Below are 16,170 nucleotides of genomic sequence, written 5' to 3'. Positions count from 1 at the left end.
TTGCCGGGCTTCGGCAACGGATTTTATCCTACTTCACTATCCGGGTTTCAGCAGCGAAAACAAAAGCCGGGCCGGAGCAGAACCGGAGGAAGCATAGCCCGGCGCTGTCTTACTGTTGCTATAGCACCTGCGCGCCGCGGGCCAGCAGGTCCTGCCGGGCCTGGGCGTAGCCTTCGGCCGAAATGGCCCGCGTGGCCGCCTCGTGCAGCACCACGGCAAAGCCTTCCTGCAAGGCATCCAGGGCCGAGTAGTACACGCAATAGTCGGCGGCGAGGCCGGCCAGGTGCACTTCCCGCACGCCGCGCCCGCGCAGGTAGTCGGCCAGGCCGGTGCTTTTGCGGTGGCCGTTGTCGAAAAAGCCGCTGTACGAATCGATTTCTGGGTTCATGCCCTTGCGGAACACCGCCTCGATGCGGTGCTGGTCGAGGCCGGGGTGGAGGGCGGCGCCGGGCGTGGCCTGCACGCAGTGGTCGGGCCAGAGGGTTTGGGGCAGGCCGTGCAGGCTGATGTGGTCGAAGGGCTGGCGGCCGGGGTGCCGGCTGGCAAAGCTCTGGTGGGTGGCCGGGTGCCAGTCCTGGGTAGCTACCACCAGCTCGGCCTGGTTTTGCAGCTCGTTTACCAGGGGCAGAATCTCGTGGCCGCCCGCCACGGGCAGGGCGCCGCCGGGCATAAAGTCGGGTTGAACGTCAATCAGGAGCAGGGCGCGCATACGAAGCAGAGGTGAAACCGGATAATCAGCCCGAAAAGTACGAGCCAAAACGCGCAAACCCGCCCCGTACCGCCGGCCGGCCGCGCAGAACAAGCCAGAGCCGGCAGGCGGCCAGCAGAAGCGTTGCATATCCGGCCGTTGAAATTGCTTTGATAAAACAAAAAATAGAACTATATAGTATTGCCGCCGAATGTGGCTGAACAACTTGCGGGCGAGAAAGAACGGAGCGGAGCCAGGTAAGCAGGCTGTTCACCCCTATTTTTTCTCGTCACGCTATGCACCACATCATCTACCAAAGCGCCGAAACCGCCCCTCTATCCGACGCCGAGCTGCGGCAACTGCTGCAACACTGGCGGGCCTACAACCACAGCCAGGGCATTACGGGCATTCTGCTGTACTCGGAAGGGCAGTTTTTGCAGATAATCGAAGGCGGAGAGGCCGAAGTGCAGGCCCTGTTTGAGCGGATTGAGCGCAACTACCGTCACGTGCACGTAGTCAAGCTGGCCGATGGCCCCATTCCGCAGCGCTGCTTCACGGAGTGGTCGATGGGGTACGTGCCGCTGGAGCCAGCCGCCTTTACGCGGGTGCGGGGCTACCTCGACCTGCAACAGTCCGAGGAGCTGGCCTCCCGCTTCCGCGGCTGCGACGAGGAGCTGGCCAACCTGCTCAGGTCGTTTGTGAATGAGCAGGCCGCCATGCCGTGGTAGTTGCCCGGCCCCGCCCCGCTGCCTACCTTGCGCCCCGGCCCGCCGCCGCGGGGGCGGCAGGCCAGGGCAAAACAAACAACCGATGATACAGGCAGCATGGATAGCCCGCGTGGCCGGGATGGTGGTGCTGGCTGGCTCTGCTGCCGCGGCTCAGGCCCAACCCCAAGCCTCGGCTGCGCCCTCGGCCGCGCACCGGCAGGTGGCGGGCACGCACGTGTGGCTGGTGCCGCCGGTGGGCTTTGGGCCATCGGCCGGGCTTACGGGGCTGCGCAAGGGCGAGGCCGTGGTGCAGGTGATGGACCTGGCGGGCACCAGCTTCTACCAGCACGCGGCCGGGTTTGGCAAGGCCCGCTTCGAGGCCCGCGGAGCCCGGGTGGTTGACTTTCAGGAGTTAACGGTGCAAGGCTACCCGGCGCGGCTGGTACAGCTGGAGCAGGCCGGGGCGCCCTCCTCGGTGCAGCTGCTCTTCGGCGACTCCACCTTCGCCGCTCTGCTGGTAGGCCGCTACCCCGCCCCCGACGCCGCCACCGGCGCGGCCGTGCGCCAGGCTTTGCTGTCGGCGGCGTACGAGAAAAACGCTGCTGCCCCCTCGGCCGGAGCCGTATTTGTGCTGGATGAGAAGAAGGCCGGCTTCACGCTGAAAAAAGCCAGTGCCACTCGCTACGAGTATGCGCTGAGTGGAAGTGCTGAGTCGGCCAGCGGCCCCGTGCTTGTCGTTCGCACCGTGCCCTACCATCCTTCCCGCACGGCCGCCGACATCAGCCAGGAGCAGCTGGAACGGATGGCGGGCCTGAGTGACTACCGCGCCCGCCGCACCTCCTCAGTTAAGGTCAACGACCTGGTAACGTTTGAAACCGAGGGCCCGGCCCGGCAGCAGGGGCGCCCGGTGCTGCTGTATCAGCAGGTGACGATTATCGGGTCTTCGGCCGTGGTGCTGCAAGGCATTGCTGCCCCGGAAAACGGGGACGTTACGGTGGCTCAGTTCAAAGCCCTGGCCCACACCATCAAGCCGGCTGCCCCGGCGAAGAAGCCTTAGTTGTTGCTTGTGGTGGTGGCCGGAGCCGGCTGGCCAAACGCAACTTCTCGCAGCGCCTCCCAGGGGCCGCCCCGGTAGGCCCAGAGCTGCACGCCGGTGGCCTGCACTTCAAAGGGCTGAAAGTCGGCGGCCAGCTGGGTGTGCAGGGTGCGGGCCACGTCGGGGGCTACTTTGTTTTGCACGGTTACGTGGGGCCGCAGGCGCTGCTGGTCCTGGGGCGTGAGCCAAGCGGCCCAGGCGGTTTGCAGCTCCCGGTGCCGGCGCAGCAGCTCGTCGTTGGCGAGGTCGTAGGCCACGCCGCGGCCCAGGAAGCGCAGGCCCGCCACGCGCAGGGTCAGGGGGGCAAGGTTCGCGGCCCACTCAGTCAGGAACCGGGTAATGGCCGGCGCTTCCTCACCCGGCAAATGATGGAACAGCGTGACGTGGGCGGCCAGGAAGTTGCGCTCCGGCGGAAAGTGGCGCTGCCGCAGCTCGTCGAAGTGAGCCTGCGCGGCCGGGTCGAGCCGCAGGGTCAGAATCAGCGGGGCGGAGATGGAGGAGAGGGATACAGGCACAGGCGAAAGAGTGTGGACTGTCAGCCTGTACGCAGGATAGGCCACGCCAGCTACAGCAGTTTTGACTGGCGCGAGTTTAGCGCAGCGTAACTCGTGCCTACGCATGAGGTGGAGGCTGAGCCTCCACTGCCGCGCCAGCGGCAAACCGGAACCGGGCTGTTGGGGGCAGGCGTCGGTCGTTCTGGCGTGGGGAGGCACAGCCTCCCGGCATAGTCGGCACGAGTTACGCTGCGCTAAACTCGCGCCAGTAGCTGCCAGCCAGGTAGCCCTTTCAGCGAAGCTGCACCAGTAAAAAATGCGTTTCTATGCCGAAAAACTCAGGTATTATCGTCAAGAGAAGGACCTAAAGCAGAGCCGCGGGTGTTATCCAGCCGACACTACTTCTGCCGTTTTGATGCTGGTATCCGCTCCGGAAACTCCCTCGTTGTTTGACCCGATTCCCGTGCTGAATTCGCCGCCCGTGGTACCGGCTTCCGCGCCGAACCTGCCGCCAGCCGGCAAGCTGTGGCTGCCGAAGCGGGTGCTGTTCACGCCCGATGCTTTGCAGGAGGAGTTTGGCCAGCAGATCTACGCGCGGGTGCAGGACCACGGCCTGCCCGTTGAAGTGCTCAAGGCCAACCGCCTTACCGGCCTGCGCGGCGCCGACGCCCGCGAAACGTACCGCAACGCCAAAAACACGCTGGCCGTGGTCAACGCCCCGGCCGGGGCCCTGCGCCTACAGCCCACGCCGCCCTCCGCCGACTGGCAGATGAACCTGGCCGAGGGCTGCCCGGCCCACTGCCAGTACTGCTACCTGGCCGGCAGCCTGCAAGGGCCGCCCGTGGTGAAGGTGTTTGCCAACCTGCCCCGCCTGCTCCAGAACACGGCTCAGTACGAGCAGCCCGGCCGCGTCACCTCCTTCGAGGTGAGCTGCTACACCGACGTGCTGGGCATCGAGCACCTGACTGGCAGCCTGGCCGAGTGCATCCGCTACTTCGGGCCGCGCCAAGGGGCGCACCTGCGCTTCGTAACCAAGTACCAGCACGTAGAGCAGCTGCTCAACCTTCCCCACCAGGGCCGTACGCGGGCCCGCGTCAGCCTCAACGCCGAGCCCGTGGCCCGGCGCATGGAGGGCGGCACGGCGCCGGTGGCGGCCCGCATCCAGGCCCTGCGCCAGCTGGCCCTGCCGCGGGAGCAGGGCGGGGGCGGCTACCCGGTGGGGGTGGTACTGGCTCCCATCATGCCCATTCCCGAGTGGCGGGCCCACTACACCCAGCTACTCGACCAGCTGGCCGCGGCCCTCGACTTCCCGTGCGACCTGACCGTGGAGTTTATCACCCACCGCTTCACGCCCGGCTCCCGCGACGTGCTCCAGGAGTGGTACCCCAACCACGCCCTCGATTTCGACGAAAGCACCCGCGCCGTGAAGCGCAATAAGTTCGGGGGGCTGAAGTACGTGTATCGCCCCGACGACATGCGCACGCTCAAGGAGTTCTTCTACGCCGAGTGGCAGCGCCGCTTTCCCCACGCCCCGGTACTGTACTGGACGTAGAACTACAAGTTGTAAGCCCCCAAGCTGCAAGCAAGTTACCAGAACATGCTTGCAGCTTGGGGGCTTATAGCTGGTAACTCAAAACTTAACGCATCAGAAACAGCCGCTGCGTGGTGGGGGTACGGCTGCCGGTGGTGCGGAGCAGGTAAGTGCCGGCGGGCAGGTTGTCGAGGGTGCCGCGCACTACCGTTTGGCCCTGAGCCGGCAGTTCGCGCACCACCTGGCCCAGGCTGTTCAGCACCTGCACCGGGCCCGTAGCTGCGGAACCCAGCACGGCCGTAAACTCGCCCGCTGTGGGATTGGGGTATAAAGCCAGCGCCGCCCCAGCAGCTTCCACCACCACAGAGCGCACCTCCGAATAGCTGGTCGTGCCGTCGAAGTCGATAACCGCCAGGCGGTAGTAGTTGAGCCCTGACTCCGGGCTGGGGTCGAGGGCTGAGTAGCGGCGGCCCTGGGCGGCATTGGCGGCCGGCACGGTAGCTACTGCCTGCCAGGCGGTGCGCGCATCGGTGCGGCGCTCCACCCGAAACTCGCGCACATTTTCCTCCCAGGCCGTTGTCCAGTCGAGAGCTGCCTTGCTGCCCTGCGCCTGGGCCGTGAAGCCAACCAGCCGTACGGGCAGAGGCAAGGCACCCGGCAAGCTCACGGCATCACCGCGGTAACAGCCCAATACATTCGGGAACTGGAGTCCCGTAAAGTTGCCGGTAAGGGGGTCGATTCGATAAATGGTGCCGTCGTCGGCCGATACGGCGTAGACGTTGCCGTTGCGGTCCGCGAACATGGAACCGATGTTGTCGCCAGGGTTGATGGGAGCAGACGGGGTGGTGGTGATGGCTACCGGATTAGAGCCGGGGTTGGTAATAGTCAGAAACTTGTTTTCCTGTCCTAGATAACTGATTAAGCTTCCGGTACTCGTATTGAATATCCAGTCCTGAATACCGCCCTCGGGCACGGTGCCCGTGCCGCCTCCCGCAACAAAGACCTGCACCTGCGCTTGATAGGCGGCAATAACTGCTGCCGTACCTGGTTCAGACGTATTCAACTGGCGCCACACGGGCGCTGTCACGGCGCGGACGCCAGCGCTGGGCAATTGCACTTCCCCTACGTACAAGCGCAAATCGGAGACGCGGGGCCCGCCCGCGCCCAGGATAATGCGGAAGGTAGCTCCGCCCACAAAGTAGTTAGAGGTAAGTCCGCCGTCTCCGATGAAGTTGAACGTTAGCTCAACCTCATCAATCAAGAACTCTGGAAAGGTAACGGGGGGAAGGGTGGGAGCAGGAGGCGGCGTTACTGGTCCCAGGCTGTCGGCCTGGGCAGTAGTCAGGTTGATCCGGTAGAGTGTGGGCGGAATCTGCACGCTGGACAGCGTCACAGGCTGTATCACCCGCATGCCAAACAGCGCCGTAGGGTCAGCATTGTCGTAGCCCAGGCCGTTTACGATGATGTTATTGCCGCCAGCCCGGATATTTCCAATAGTAGTGAGAGTGCCATCTGTATTCACCTCGCTCAGCACGGATGGATTCCGGGCACTGCCGGGGCAAGCCGACGTGACGGCGAAACTATTGGTGGGCAGTTGGGCCAGCAAGCTGGTGGCTGCTCCGAGCAGACCTGCCAGCGTAAGTACTAGTTTTTTCATCACTTCAGGCATAAAGTAGAAAGGAAGGTTTCTTGCAGCACTCGTAATTGGGGCGCCTATGGGGAGGCATAGGAGATGGGAAGCACAAATATTGGACATTTCTCCGAGAAAATACTTATTTAATTCCTATTAATCCACAAAATATTACCTATTTGGCGTTAGGTATAGCAGAAGAGCCGTTTTGTGGTCAAATCGTCGCAGGCTCTTGTGCCGTTAGGGCCGGCAGCTCAGCCGGCTGAAGAGCTGTCCGGCCATTCGTCCTCAGGTGTGGGGAGCAGCTCATTTCCGGGTGCGTTGTACTTCACTCGGGGAATACGCAAAACGCCCAGAAGTGGCGCAAACTTCTGGGCGTTTTTTTGAAAGTAGTGGCAGCGCAACTATCAGTAAGCCAAGCTGAACCGGAAGCCAAACAGGCTATAAACCGTTCAAGTTAGCTACCAGCGCCGTAGTGGTTGTTTCGCTTAGCTGCGGGGTGAAAACCTGGCCGGCCTGGGCGGTGCCATCCTGGCGGCCGTAGTACAGCTTGCCATCCACCGTCCGAATGACGACGACGCTAATGGGTTGTCCCAGCGGAAGCCTGCTGGCCTGGAAAGAGTTGGGCGGGGAGAAGGTGCACAGCTGAAGCGCCCCATTGAAAGCCCGGAACACGGCAAACACCAGCGTATTCCGGCGTGGGTCGATGTTGCTGCCCGGCACGTTCACGGTAATAGTAACGGGCGCAGGAGTGCCGTAGAACCGGTCACAGTTGAACCAGCGGATGCCTTGGTTGTACAGCGCGTTGCCGATGATGATTTCGTTGCCGGCAGCCGTGGGCCGAAGAAAAGAACCTGGGGTAGTATTCAGCAGCCAGTTAAAGCAGGCAGTGGCGTTTGTAGCCGGCGGAGCTACGAACAGGCTCATGGAGTCGCGCCGGGGCACATTGGGCGGGGTGGGTACTTGCAGCCGAATCTGGGAGTTGCTGCCGAGCTGTAAGCTGGAGTCCTGGGCCGGGCCAACGAAGACCGCGCCGGCCGATTGGAGCACCTGCCCGTTCGAGACCGTGGGCACGGCACTCAGCACCATGTCGGCCCGGCTAAGAATCTCGCGCACGTGCATCGGCACCGGCCCTGCCACGGGCTGGCCGTTGCGGTGAAACGCACCGGCCGCAATGGTTACCACGGTGCCTTTGGCGCCGGTGAACGTATTCACGCGGGTGGGGTCGTAGGTGAACGACTGCGCGGGGGCGCCCAGCTGCTGGCGCAGCTCCTGCAAGGTAGCGGGAGGCACTGGGCTGGGGCCGGGGGTAGTGCCATCTTCACACGCCACCACGCCGGCGTCAAACTGGCAGGCGGGCAACAACGGCAGGGCAAGCAGAGCGAGCAGCAGGAATCGTTTCATTGGATAACCAGTTAGAAATGAATAAGTGAAAAAGACCAAAACAGCGCCCTACCGACCCCGCGGGGCCAGGTCCCAGCTGTAGCCGGCCTGAATGCCCAGGCCCCACGGGCGGCGCGGGGCGCGGGCCGTGGCCGGGTCGGTAAGGGAGGTGAGAAAGAGCTGGCCCTGGGGCTGTAGCGTAAGCCACCGGCCCGGCGCCACCTGGTAGCCGGCAAAGGCGCCGGCCGTGAGCAGCAAGCTGGTGGTCCGGAAAGGGCCGGACCCGCTACTCCACTGGCGCTGGGAGCAGTTGCAGGGCGAGCCTTCGGTGGTGCGGGCCCCGGCAAACACGGCCACCGTGCCGCCGCCCAGCAGGCCGTAGCGCCACCGGTGCGTGCTCCGCAGCGTCAGCTGGGCCTGCACCGGCAAGGTGAAGAAGCGGTACACGTTGCGAAACTCCCGGCGCTCCAGGGTTTCCACCGAATCCTTCTTCAGCTGGTAGCGCAGCGAAGTAGCGTACTCGGCGTAGCCCAGGCCCGCGGCCACCGTCAGCTGCCGCGAGAAGGCGTAGGCGGCCAGCAGCTGCCCGGTCAGGCCCAGGGCAGGCCGCTCCAGCCGTTCCAGCGCCGTGCGGGGCTGCCCCAGGAGCCGATAGGTCAGGCCGGCCCCGGCTCCGGCCTGCACGCTCCAGTTGCGCAGGTTCAGCTCCTGGCGCGTAGGCCGGCTCGTGGGCGGGTTAATGGGCTGAACCTCCGGCGGTGCCGGCGCCGCCTGCGGAGGCCGCACCACGAGCAAAGCCAGCGGCTCGTAGTTGCTAAAGGCTTCCTGCTGACCCCAGGCACGGCCAGCAGTTTGCGGAGCACTAGCATACGGGCGGCGGTCAGCTGGCAACGAGCTTTCGGCACGAATGGCGCGGCTCCGCTGCCGGGTGGCGGGGCTTTCTGCCAATAGCCGGCTTTTACGGGCAGCTGCTAGTTGCGCAGCACGCGGAGCCTTCAGGCCCGGCGCGGACGCCAGTAGGCCGGTGCCAGCCGTGCTGGTGTCCCGGAAACGCCGGGGGCGGCGGGCAGCAGCTACACGCTTGCCAGGGTGCCGTTCCGGAAGCAAGGCCTCGGCCGCCGGCGCGCGTAGTTGGTCGTCGGAGGGGCTGCCGCCAGACGGCAGAGTGGGAGCAATGGCGGGTATGGCGGCAGTAGGTAGCGTGGCTGAGGTGCCGCCCGGGACTTGTTCGGCCGCAGCCGGCGGGGCTGCCGGGGCTGCTGCTTTGGTGGAAACCTGTGGGCTGACTGGACTGGCTGCCCTAACATCTGCCGGCTTAGCGGGAGCTAAAGAAATTTCTGGAGCGGAAGCAGTAGCCGGTGGGGGCGAAGACGGATAAGCAAGGCCGGAACCCGAACCAGTAGGGGCTGCTGAGAAAGTGCGGGAGGCGCCGGCTCGGGCTCCGGGCCGCTCCGCCTGCTCCCGCCAGCGGCGCGTGCCCACCGTGAGGCAAACCAAAACAACCGTGCCCACGAGCAAAAGCAGCGCCCGTGGCCGCCACCGCGGCCGCCGGGCGGGCACCTGCTGCCGAATCCCGGCCCACACGGACTCGGGCGGCGCGCTGCCGTAGCCCTCCAGCCGGCGGCGCAGCTCATCGTACAATTTTTCGGAGTCGTGGTCGGTCATGGCAATGAAGGAGTTGAAGCCTGTTGGTGAAGGCGCTCCTCCAGCAGGCGCCGGGCCCGGGAGAGCTGCGACTTGCTGGTGCCTTCCGAAATGCCCAGCAACTCCCCGATTTCGGCGTGGGAGTAGCCCTCGATGGCGTACAAGTTCAGCACGGTGCGGTAGCCGGGAGGCAGCGTGTTGAGCAGGCGAAGAATATCGTCGGCCGAGAGCTGGTCGAGCGGGGTGCCGTCGGGGTGGTGCAGCTCTTCGGCTTCCTGGGTGTCGAAGTGGAGGCCGCGCCGCTGGTGCTGGTGCCAGAGGTGGAGGGAGGTAGTGACGGCAATCCGCCGGGCCCAGGCTTCAAAAGGGCCCTCGTTGCGAAACTGATCAAGGCGGGTGAAAATCTTGACGAAAGTCAGCTGCAAGGCGTCTTCGGCTTCGGCTCTGGAGGGGCAGTAGCGCAGGCATACCCCCATCAGCTGATAGCCCAGCCGCTCGTAGAGGGCCCGTTGGGCGGCGGGCCGGCCCCGCCGGCAACCTTCGACCAGCGCATCAATCGGTTCGGCCATAGAGTGGAAAGATAGGGAGCGGGAAGGAGGTCGTGCACCTAGCAGTCTGCCCCCATGACCGGCCTGCTCCGGGGTGGGTTGCGCGGCCCCGAAAATATTTTGCGGGGCCGGCCAGCGCTGCATACTAGCCGCCAAAGCCGTAGCTTCGCCACCACGCACGTATCCACCGCCGCCCCGCGGCCATCTGCTTCCGCCGTATGCTGCTGCCTCTCTACCAGGTCGATGCTTTTGCCGACCGTCCGTTTGCCGGCAACCCCGCCGCCGTGTGCCCCCTGCACGAGTGGCCGCCCGCCCCCACCATGCAGGCCATAGCCGCCGAAAACAACCTGGCTGAAACCGCCTTTTTCGTACCCCGCGCCAACAGTGGCGGCGAGTTTGAGCTGCGCTGGTTTACGCCCACCGTGGAGGTGGAGCTGTGCGGCCACGCCACCCTGGCCTCGGCCCACGTGCTCTACCACCATCTGGGCTTCGACGGCCCCGAAATCGTGTTTCACTCGAAAAGCGGCCCCCTGCGGGTAAGCCAGGCCGAAGCCGGCCGGCTCACGCTCGACTTCCCGGCCCGGCCGCCCCAGCCCCTCGGCCCGCACCCCGACGGCCTGCTCGACGGCCTGCGGGCCACCCCCCTGCACCTGCTGGCCGGCCCCGACCTGGTGTGCGTGTTCAACTCCGAGGCCGAGGTGCGCGCCCTGCACCCCAACATAGCCCAGCTGGAGCGGGTAGAGTACCGCGGCGTTATTGCCACGGCCCCCGGCACCGATGGCGTAGATTTCGTGTCGCGCTTTTTCGGGCCGCGCGTGGGCGTGCCCGAGGACCCCGTAACGGGCTCGGCCCACACCACGCTGGTGCCCTACTGGGCCGGGCGCCTGGGCAAAACCCACCTCCACGCCCGCCAGGTATCGGCCCGCGGCGGCGACTTGTGGTGCGAGCTGCGCCAGGACCGGGTGCTGATGAGCGGCCACGCCGTGACGTACCTGCGGGGCGAAATCGAGGTGCCCGAAGTGTAGAACCGGGCGACAACACCCTGCGTCCGAGGGCGTTCGGGGTGGACTGCGGACGTCTGGCCGACGTAAGAACCGTTCCTATCAGCAAAAAGAAGCCGGCTGCTCAGGCTGCGGGCTTCTTCTTCGCCGGGACTTTCTTGCCGGCCACCGGCGCGGCCAGTTTGCCGGGGTTGTCGGCCAGGAACTTGCCCCAGCTTTTGCCGCCGGCCTTCACGTTGTTGCCCTTCTGGTAGTGGTGGCACAGGGCCACGGCCAGGGCGTCGGTGGCGTCCAGAAACTTGGAGGCCTGCTCCACGGGTGGCAGCTGCAAAGTCTGGCGCAGCATGTGGGCCACGTGCTCCTTGGTGGCCGTGCCCGTGCCCGTCACTGACTGCTTCACCTTGGTGGGGGCGTACTCCACGTAGGGTATCTGGCGGGAAAGGCAGGCGGCAATGGCCACGCCCTGGGCCCGGCCCAGCTTGAGCATGCTCTGCACGTTGGCCCCGTAGAAGGGCGCTTCGATGGCCAGCTCATCGGGCAGGAATTCCTCAATCAGCTCCACCATCCGCTCAAAGATTTTCTTCAGCTTGAGGGCGTGGTTGGTGCCCAGCTTCTTCATGTCGATGACGTCGTAGCGCAGCACCGTTACGCGCTGGCCCTGCACCTCAATCACCGCGTAGCCCATGACCTGGGTGCCGGGGTCGACGCCCATAATAACTTTGGGCAGCAGTTCGGAGGAAGCAAGGGGCAGAATCAAGGGAATAGGAGCTTAGGGTCTTGGGGGCTCAGGGGGTCTTGGTTGCTGTTCTCGGCCCCTGATGGCGTAACTTGCCGAAGCTAGTTAATCCGCCGTCATGTTGCCCAGGCCCCACCTACAAAACTACGTCCAAAACGCGGAAGAACCCGCACTGGCGCGGCGGCGCGGGCTGGTGGTGGCCGGCAAGCTGCTAGTTACCGCGCTTACCCTGGGCCTGCTGTGGCACTCCATCGTGGCCGACGCCGCTACGGCCGCCGCGTGGCGGGGGCTGGTGGCGCGCACGCTCAGCGGGCAGGGGCGGGGGCCGGTGCTGCTGGCCCTGGCCCTGGTGCCGCTCAACTGGGGTCTGGAGGCCTGGAAATGGTGGCGCCTGGCCCGGCATCTGGAGGCGGTGTCGTTCCGGCGGGCCTTCCGGGCGGTGCTGGTGGGCCTTACCCTGGGCTTCGTGACGCCCAACCGCGTGGGCGACTACGCCGGCCGCATCATGGAGCTGAAAAGCCGCCGCCTCGATGCCCTGGGGGCCGTGTTCCTGGGCCGCTACTGCCAGTTGGTGGTGACGGTGGCGGCCGGCACGCTGGGGCTGCTGTACTTTCTGCTGCGGTTTGCCTTGCCGGGCTACCCCGCCGTACAGGCTGGCGTGGTGGCTGCCACCGTGCTGCTGAACGCGGCAATTCTGCTGCCGCTGTACTACTCGCGCCTGGTGGTAGGAGCCGTGGCAGCAGTGCCCGTGCTGCGGCGGCTACGGCCGTTTCTGGCCGTTATGCCCACGTACCCGGCCCGTCTGTTAACCGGCGTGTTGCTGATTTCGGGGCTGCGCTACGCGGTGTTCGGAGTGCAGTTCGGGCTGCTGCTGCTGGCTTACGGCTGCCAGGCCCCGCTGGGGCCGGGCGCGGCGGCCGTGGCGGGCACGTTCCTGCTCAAGTCCCTGGTGCCCTCCCTCAATGCCCTGGCCGACGTGGGCGTGCGGGAGCTGTCGGCCACTCACTTGTTTGGTTTGCTGAATGAGCCGGTGCTGCCGGTGCTTAGCGCCAGCCTGAGCTTGTGGGTGCTCAACATTGCTCTGCCCAGCGCCGCCGGCCTGGGGTTTGTATTGCGGCTACGCGTGCTGCGCAAACGCCGAAAAGCCCGGCCCACCCCGGTGCCCGCCGCCTGATGCTGCCGCTGCTGAAATGGCTGCCGGCTTTGCCGCTGCTGGCGGTTAATGCCGTGTATCTGCTGCAGATGCTTCGGTTTCGGCAAGCGTGGACCTCACCCCCTAGCCCTGGTTCGCCTCACTCCCTAGCCCCCTCTCCAAAGGGAGAGGGGGAACTAGCTCTAGAAAGCACTAGCTCTGGTTCTACCACGTCGTCAGGCTCCCCCCTCTCCCCCGGAGAGGGGGGGCGGGGGGGTGAGGCAGCTAGAACGCTAGAGCTAGTTTCTAGTTCCCCCTCTCTTTTGGAGAGGGGGCTAGGGGGTGAAGTCCACGCCTTTTCTATTCTCATTGCTGCCCGCAACGAGGAAGCCAACCTCCCGCACTTACTCCAGGACCTGACCCGGCAGGAGCCGGTGCCGGGCGGGTTCGAGGTGCTCATCATCGACGACCACTCCACCGATGCTACGGCGGCGCTGGTACTGGAAGCAGCGGCTCAAGCGCCCTTCCGGCTGCGGCTGTTGCGGCTAGCGGAGCTGCCGGAGGCGCCCACGGGCAAGAAGGCGGCCGTGGAAGCGGGGGTGCGGGCGGCGCGGGCGCCCTGGGTGCTGCTCACCGACGCCGACTGCCGCGTGCCCGCCGGCTGGGTGCGGGCGTACGCCGCCGTAGCCACCGATGCCGCTGCGCGCTTCATCAGCGGGCCGGTGCTGCTGACGGGGCGGGGCGCCCTAGCCGCCTTGCAGGGCCTGGAACTGGCCGGGTTGGTGGGCGTGGGCGCGGCCAGCATCTACCGCGGCCGGCCCACCATGTGCAACGGCGCCAACCTGGCCTATCGTCGCGCCGATTTCTTTGCCGTGCAGGGCTTCCGCGGCAACGAGGCCGTGCCCAGCGGCGACGACGAGTTTCTGCTGCACAAGCTGCACGCGGCCTTTCCGGGCAGCATCCGGTTTGTGCAGCGGGCCGGGGCCGTGGTGCGCACCGCCGCCCAGCCTACGCTGCGGCAGCTATTGGGGCAGCGGGTACGCTGGGCCAGCAAGTGGCGCCACTACCAGGCCGCCGCCCCGCGCCGCCTGGCCGTGCTGGTGCTGCTGAGCAACCTCACCTTTCCGGTGGGAGCGGGGCTGTGGCTGGCCGGGGCCGCGCCGGGCGGCGCCGTGGTGGCAGCCTGGACGCTGAAGCTCACGGCCGATGTGCTGTTTCTGGGGCCGGTGCTGCGGTTTCTGGGGCGGCTCCGGTGGCTGGGGTGGGTGCCGGTGCTCCAGCTGGCCTACGGGCCCTACGCTCTGGCCGTGGGGCTGCTGGGCCTGCGCGGCGGCTACGAGTGGAAGGGCCGAAGGGTAGGGGAGAAGCCCCGGTAACGGCAGCAGAAGACCGCTCGAAAAACCCAGTGAAATTCTTGCTATTGCTGAGGTTGGGCTGTTACTTCATCCTGTACCAATCCTGTATAATTTCATGAGTAAATCCTGGTTAGAAATCGTGTTTCCGGTGGGGCTGGCGTTGTTGGTGTGTACGATGGGTATTTTTCTGCTGTCCGTGGGCGGACTGCTTACGGAACCTGAACCAGCTGACGCTGCCAAAGCGGCAACATCTGCCTATACCGGAGTGGAGCTAGGTAGCAAGGCCAAGTCCAAAATTCCATCCGGCGCTAATCCTGTTGATGTCGTAGCTGGTGATGCTTTATTCAAAGGCAATTGCGCCCAGTGCCATGCCGTCACGGAAGTACTTGTAGGCCCCGCTTTGCATGGCATCACCAAGCGCCGCCCCGTTTCCTGGTTGATTCCTTGGGTGAAAAATTCCAGTAAGATGGTAGCCAGCGGCGACGAGTACGCCGTGAAAGTTTTCAATCAGTACCAGAAGCAGCAAATGCCCAGCTTTCAATTGAGCGACCGGGAAATTAAGCAGATTTTGGCCTATGTAGAATCTGATCATGCTGTAGCCCAAAGCACCTATGTACTGATCGAATAACCTCAGCGAAGTTCTCGGCGAGCCTCAGCGAGAAACAACGCCCGCACGTACCCGGCCCAGGCACCCGAACAACCCGCCTCGAGTGCTACCTTTGCTCAAAACCCGCCGCTGCCCGTGACCGACGCTGAATTTGACATTCTCGACGAGCTGTACTTCGTCACTTCCTTCGCCGACCTGAGCAAGAAAACCGGCCTGGCCCCGGCCACCTTGGAGCGCCACCTGCGGAGCCTGCTGGAACAGGGCCTCATCCGCAGCTTCTGGCCCGACCCCGACACGGAGCTAGCCTTCGAGGAAAGCTCCTTCGGCGCCATCGTGCGCGACTGTTACTTTCTGGCCTCCAAAGAAGGCCTGCTTCAACACAACACCCGCTAATGGCGGCACCCGTGGCCCCACCTTCCGCGCCGCCGGCCCGGCCGCCGGGCTACTACGTGCGCCAGCGCCTGCTGCGCAACCCGCCCGCCATGCTGGGCCTGGGCTTTATTGTGCTGTGCACGCTGGTAGCCCTGCTGGGCTACTGGATGTTGCCCGACAACTCGCCCTCGGCCAACAACGGCTTGGTGGTGCTGCAAAAACAGCCGCCCGGCTTCCGCGTGGACGTGCTGCCCGTGCCCTTGCCCGACTCCATCCGGCCCACTCGGCGCGGACTGCTGGCCCGCTGGTGGGGCGGGCAGCCGCCCCTTACCCAGGACCTGCCCATCGAGCCCCGCTTCCGGGTCACCGCCGATTCGGTGTACGTGCGGCCCTATGTGCCCTACCGGCCGGCTGGCGCGGCGGCTCCGGCCGAGGTGGGGGTGGCGCTTCGGCAGCTGGCGGCAGAACCGGCCGAAAACCGCCAACAGGTTGTCGAGCAGGCTGTAACGCACCGCCGCTACTGGCTGGGCACCGACAAAGCCGGGCGCGACCAGCTGAGCCGCCTGCTGCTGGGCACCCGCATTTCCCTGGGCATTGGGCTGGTGGCCGTGCTGATTTCGGTGGTGCTGGGCATGGCCATCGGGGCGGTGGCCGGCTACGTGGGCGGCTGGGTGGACAGCCTGCTGCTGGGCCTGATGACCGTGGTGTGGAGCATTCCGGGCATTATGCTGGTCATTGCCATTTCCCTGGCCCTCGACTCCAAGGGCGTCTGGACCTCGTTTGTGGCCGTGGGCCTGACTATGTGGGTGGACGTGGCCCGCGTGGTGCGCGGGCAGATGCTCAGCCTGCGTGAAAAAACCTTTGTGGAAGCCGGCCGGGTGCTGGGCCTGCCCCAGAGCCGCCTGATCTGGCGCCACCTGCTGCCCAACATGACTGGCCCCTTGATTGTGCTGGCCACCAGCAATTTTGCGGCGGCCATTCTGCTGGAGGCGGGCCTGAGTTTTTTGGGCCTGGGCGTGCAGCCGCCCGCGCCGTCGTGGGGCCTCATGGTGAACGAAGGATTCCAACTGCTTGGCACTGAGGCCGGCCTGTGGCTGACCCTGCTGCCGGGCTTGGCTATCAGCTTGCTGGTGCTTAGCTTCAACCTGCTGGGCAACGGCCTGCGCGACGCCTACGACCCCAAAACTCCGCTAGGATAAGTGGTGAATGGTAACAAGTAAACTGTCCAGCTAAGCAGGGAACACAT

At 65.4% G+C, this 16,170-nt stretch carries 16 protein-coding genes; 9 read left to right on the top strand and 7 right to left on the bottom strand.

What is annotated here, in order from left to right:
• Window positions 1-118: 118 nt before the first annotated feature.
• A complete protein-coding gene (gene pncA, locus OIS53_RS07495) occupies window positions 119-709 on the bottom strand; it encodes a bifunctional nicotinamidase/pyrazinamidase (protein WP_264681776.1) in 591 nt (196 codons plus the stop codon).
• Between the two features lie 275 nt (window positions 710-984).
• On the opposite strand from pncA, the gene OIS53_RS07490 reads away from it, so the two are divergent.
• Window positions 985-1,416 (top strand): BLUF domain-containing protein, encoded by a 432-nt coding sequence (locus OIS53_RS07490; protein WP_264681775.1) that lies wholly within the window; start codon window positions 985-987, stop codon window positions 1,414-1,416.
• 82 nt (window positions 1,417-1,498) lie between these two features.
• On the top strand, window positions 1,499-2,452 hold the full coding sequence (locus OIS53_RS07485) for a hypothetical protein (protein ID WP_264681774.1): 954 nt from the start codon (window positions 1,499-1,501) through the stop codon (window positions 2,450-2,452).
• Here OIS53_RS07485 and OIS53_RS07480 read toward each other — a convergent pair.
• Window positions 2,449-3,006 carry a 2'-5' RNA ligase family protein gene (locus OIS53_RS07480; RefSeq protein ID WP_264681773.1) on the bottom strand — a complete coding sequence of 186 codons (558 nt, stop codon included), beginning with the start codon at window positions 3,004-3,006 and terminating at the stop codon, window positions 2,449-2,451. The genes OIS53_RS07485 and OIS53_RS07480 overlap by 4 nt on opposite strands.
• A 394-nt stretch (window positions 3,007-3,400) precedes the next feature.
• Here OIS53_RS07480 and OIS53_RS07475 point away from each other — a divergent pair, with 394 nt between their 5' ends.
• On the top strand, window positions 3,401-4,537 hold the full coding sequence (locus OIS53_RS07475; protein WP_264681772.1) for a spore photoproduct lyase family protein: 1,137 nt from the start codon (window positions 3,401-3,403) through the stop codon (window positions 4,535-4,537).
• Between the two features lie 85 nt (window positions 4,538-4,622).
• Here the strand turns inward: OIS53_RS07475 and OIS53_RS07470 are convergent, their stop codons facing one another.
• The 4 genes from OIS53_RS07470 to OIS53_RS07455 all read right to left on the bottom strand — a co-directional run bounded on the left by OIS53_RS07470 (window position 4,623) and on the right by OIS53_RS07455 (window position 9,742).
• Complete coding sequence (locus OIS53_RS07470; protein WP_264681771.1) at window positions 4,623-6,173, bottom strand: T9SS type A sorting domain-containing protein; 1,551 nt, start codon at window positions 6,171-6,173, stop codon at window positions 4,623-4,625.
• Between the two features lie 414 nt (window positions 6,174-6,587).
• Window positions 6,588-7,550, bottom strand: a complete 963-nt coding sequence (locus OIS53_RS07465; protein ID WP_264681770.1) for a hypothetical protein — start codon at window positions 7,548-7,550, stop codon at window positions 6,588-6,590.
• A gap of 48 nt (window positions 7,551-7,598) precedes the next feature.
• Window positions 7,599-9,194 carry a hypothetical protein gene (locus tag OIS53_RS07460; RefSeq protein ID WP_264681769.1) on the bottom strand — a complete coding sequence of 532 codons (1,596 nt, stop codon included), beginning with the start codon at window positions 9,192-9,194 and terminating at the stop codon, window positions 7,599-7,601.
• A complete protein-coding gene (locus OIS53_RS07455) occupies window positions 9,191-9,742 on the bottom strand; it encodes an RNA polymerase sigma factor (RefSeq protein ID WP_264681768.1) in 552 nt (183 codons plus the stop codon). The genes OIS53_RS07460 and OIS53_RS07455 overlap by 4 nt, the downstream gene beginning before the upstream one ends.
• A 197-nt stretch (window positions 9,743-9,939) precedes the next feature.
• Between OIS53_RS07455 and OIS53_RS07450 the strand changes: the two genes are divergently transcribed.
• On the top strand, window positions 9,940-10,746 hold the full coding sequence (locus tag OIS53_RS07450; protein ID WP_264681767.1) for a PhzF family phenazine biosynthesis protein: 807 nt from the start codon (window positions 9,940-9,942) through the stop codon (window positions 10,744-10,746).
• A 100-nt stretch (window positions 10,747-10,846) separates the two neighbouring features.
• Here OIS53_RS07450 and ruvC read toward each other — a convergent pair whose 3' ends face one another.
• Complete coding sequence (gene ruvC / locus OIS53_RS07445; RefSeq protein WP_413775181.1) at window positions 10,847-11,479, bottom strand: crossover junction endodeoxyribonuclease RuvC; 633 nt, start codon at window positions 11,477-11,479, stop codon at window positions 10,847-10,849.
• Window positions 11,480-11,576: 97 nt separating this feature from the next.
• Here ruvC and OIS53_RS07440 point away from each other — a divergent pair, with 97 nt between their 5' ends.
• The 5 genes from OIS53_RS07440 to OIS53_RS07420 all read left to right on the top strand — a co-directional run bounded on the left by OIS53_RS07440 (window position 11,577) and on the right by OIS53_RS07420 (window position 16,123).
• Window positions 11,577-12,632 (top strand): flippase-like domain-containing protein, encoded by a 1,056-nt coding sequence (locus OIS53_RS07440; protein ID WP_264681766.1) that lies wholly within the window; start codon window positions 11,577-11,579, stop codon window positions 12,630-12,632.
• A gap of 281 nt (window positions 12,633-12,913) precedes the next feature.
• Window positions 12,914-13,966 carry a glycosyltransferase gene (locus tag OIS53_RS07435; RefSeq protein ID WP_264681765.1) on the top strand — a complete coding sequence of 351 codons (1,053 nt, stop codon included), beginning with the start codon at window positions 12,914-12,916 and terminating at the stop codon, window positions 13,964-13,966.
• A 94-nt stretch (window positions 13,967-14,060) separates the two neighbouring features.
• Window positions 14,061-14,573: a c-type cytochrome gene (locus OIS53_RS07430; RefSeq protein WP_264681764.1), complete on the top strand. Its 513-nt coding sequence runs from the start codon at window positions 14,061-14,063 to the stop codon at window positions 14,571-14,573.
• A 114-nt stretch (window positions 14,574-14,687) separates the two neighbouring features.
• Entirely contained in the window at window positions 14,688-14,945 is a 258-nt protein-coding gene (locus OIS53_RS07425; RefSeq protein ID WP_264681763.1) for a helix-turn-helix domain-containing protein, read from the top strand.
• A gap of 11 nt (window positions 14,946-14,956) precedes the next feature.
• Entirely contained in the window at window positions 14,957-16,123 is a 1,167-nt protein-coding gene (locus OIS53_RS07420) for an ABC transporter permease (protein ID WP_264681762.1), read from the top strand.
• Window positions 16,124-16,170: the final 47 nt, after the last annotated feature.

Source organism: Hymenobacter sp. YIM 151500-1 (assembly GCF_025979885.1).
Classification (GTDB): Bacteria; Bacteroidota; Bacteroidia; order Cytophagales; family Hymenobacteraceae; genus Hymenobacter.
This window is presented reverse-complemented; position numbering and strand designations above follow the sequence as displayed.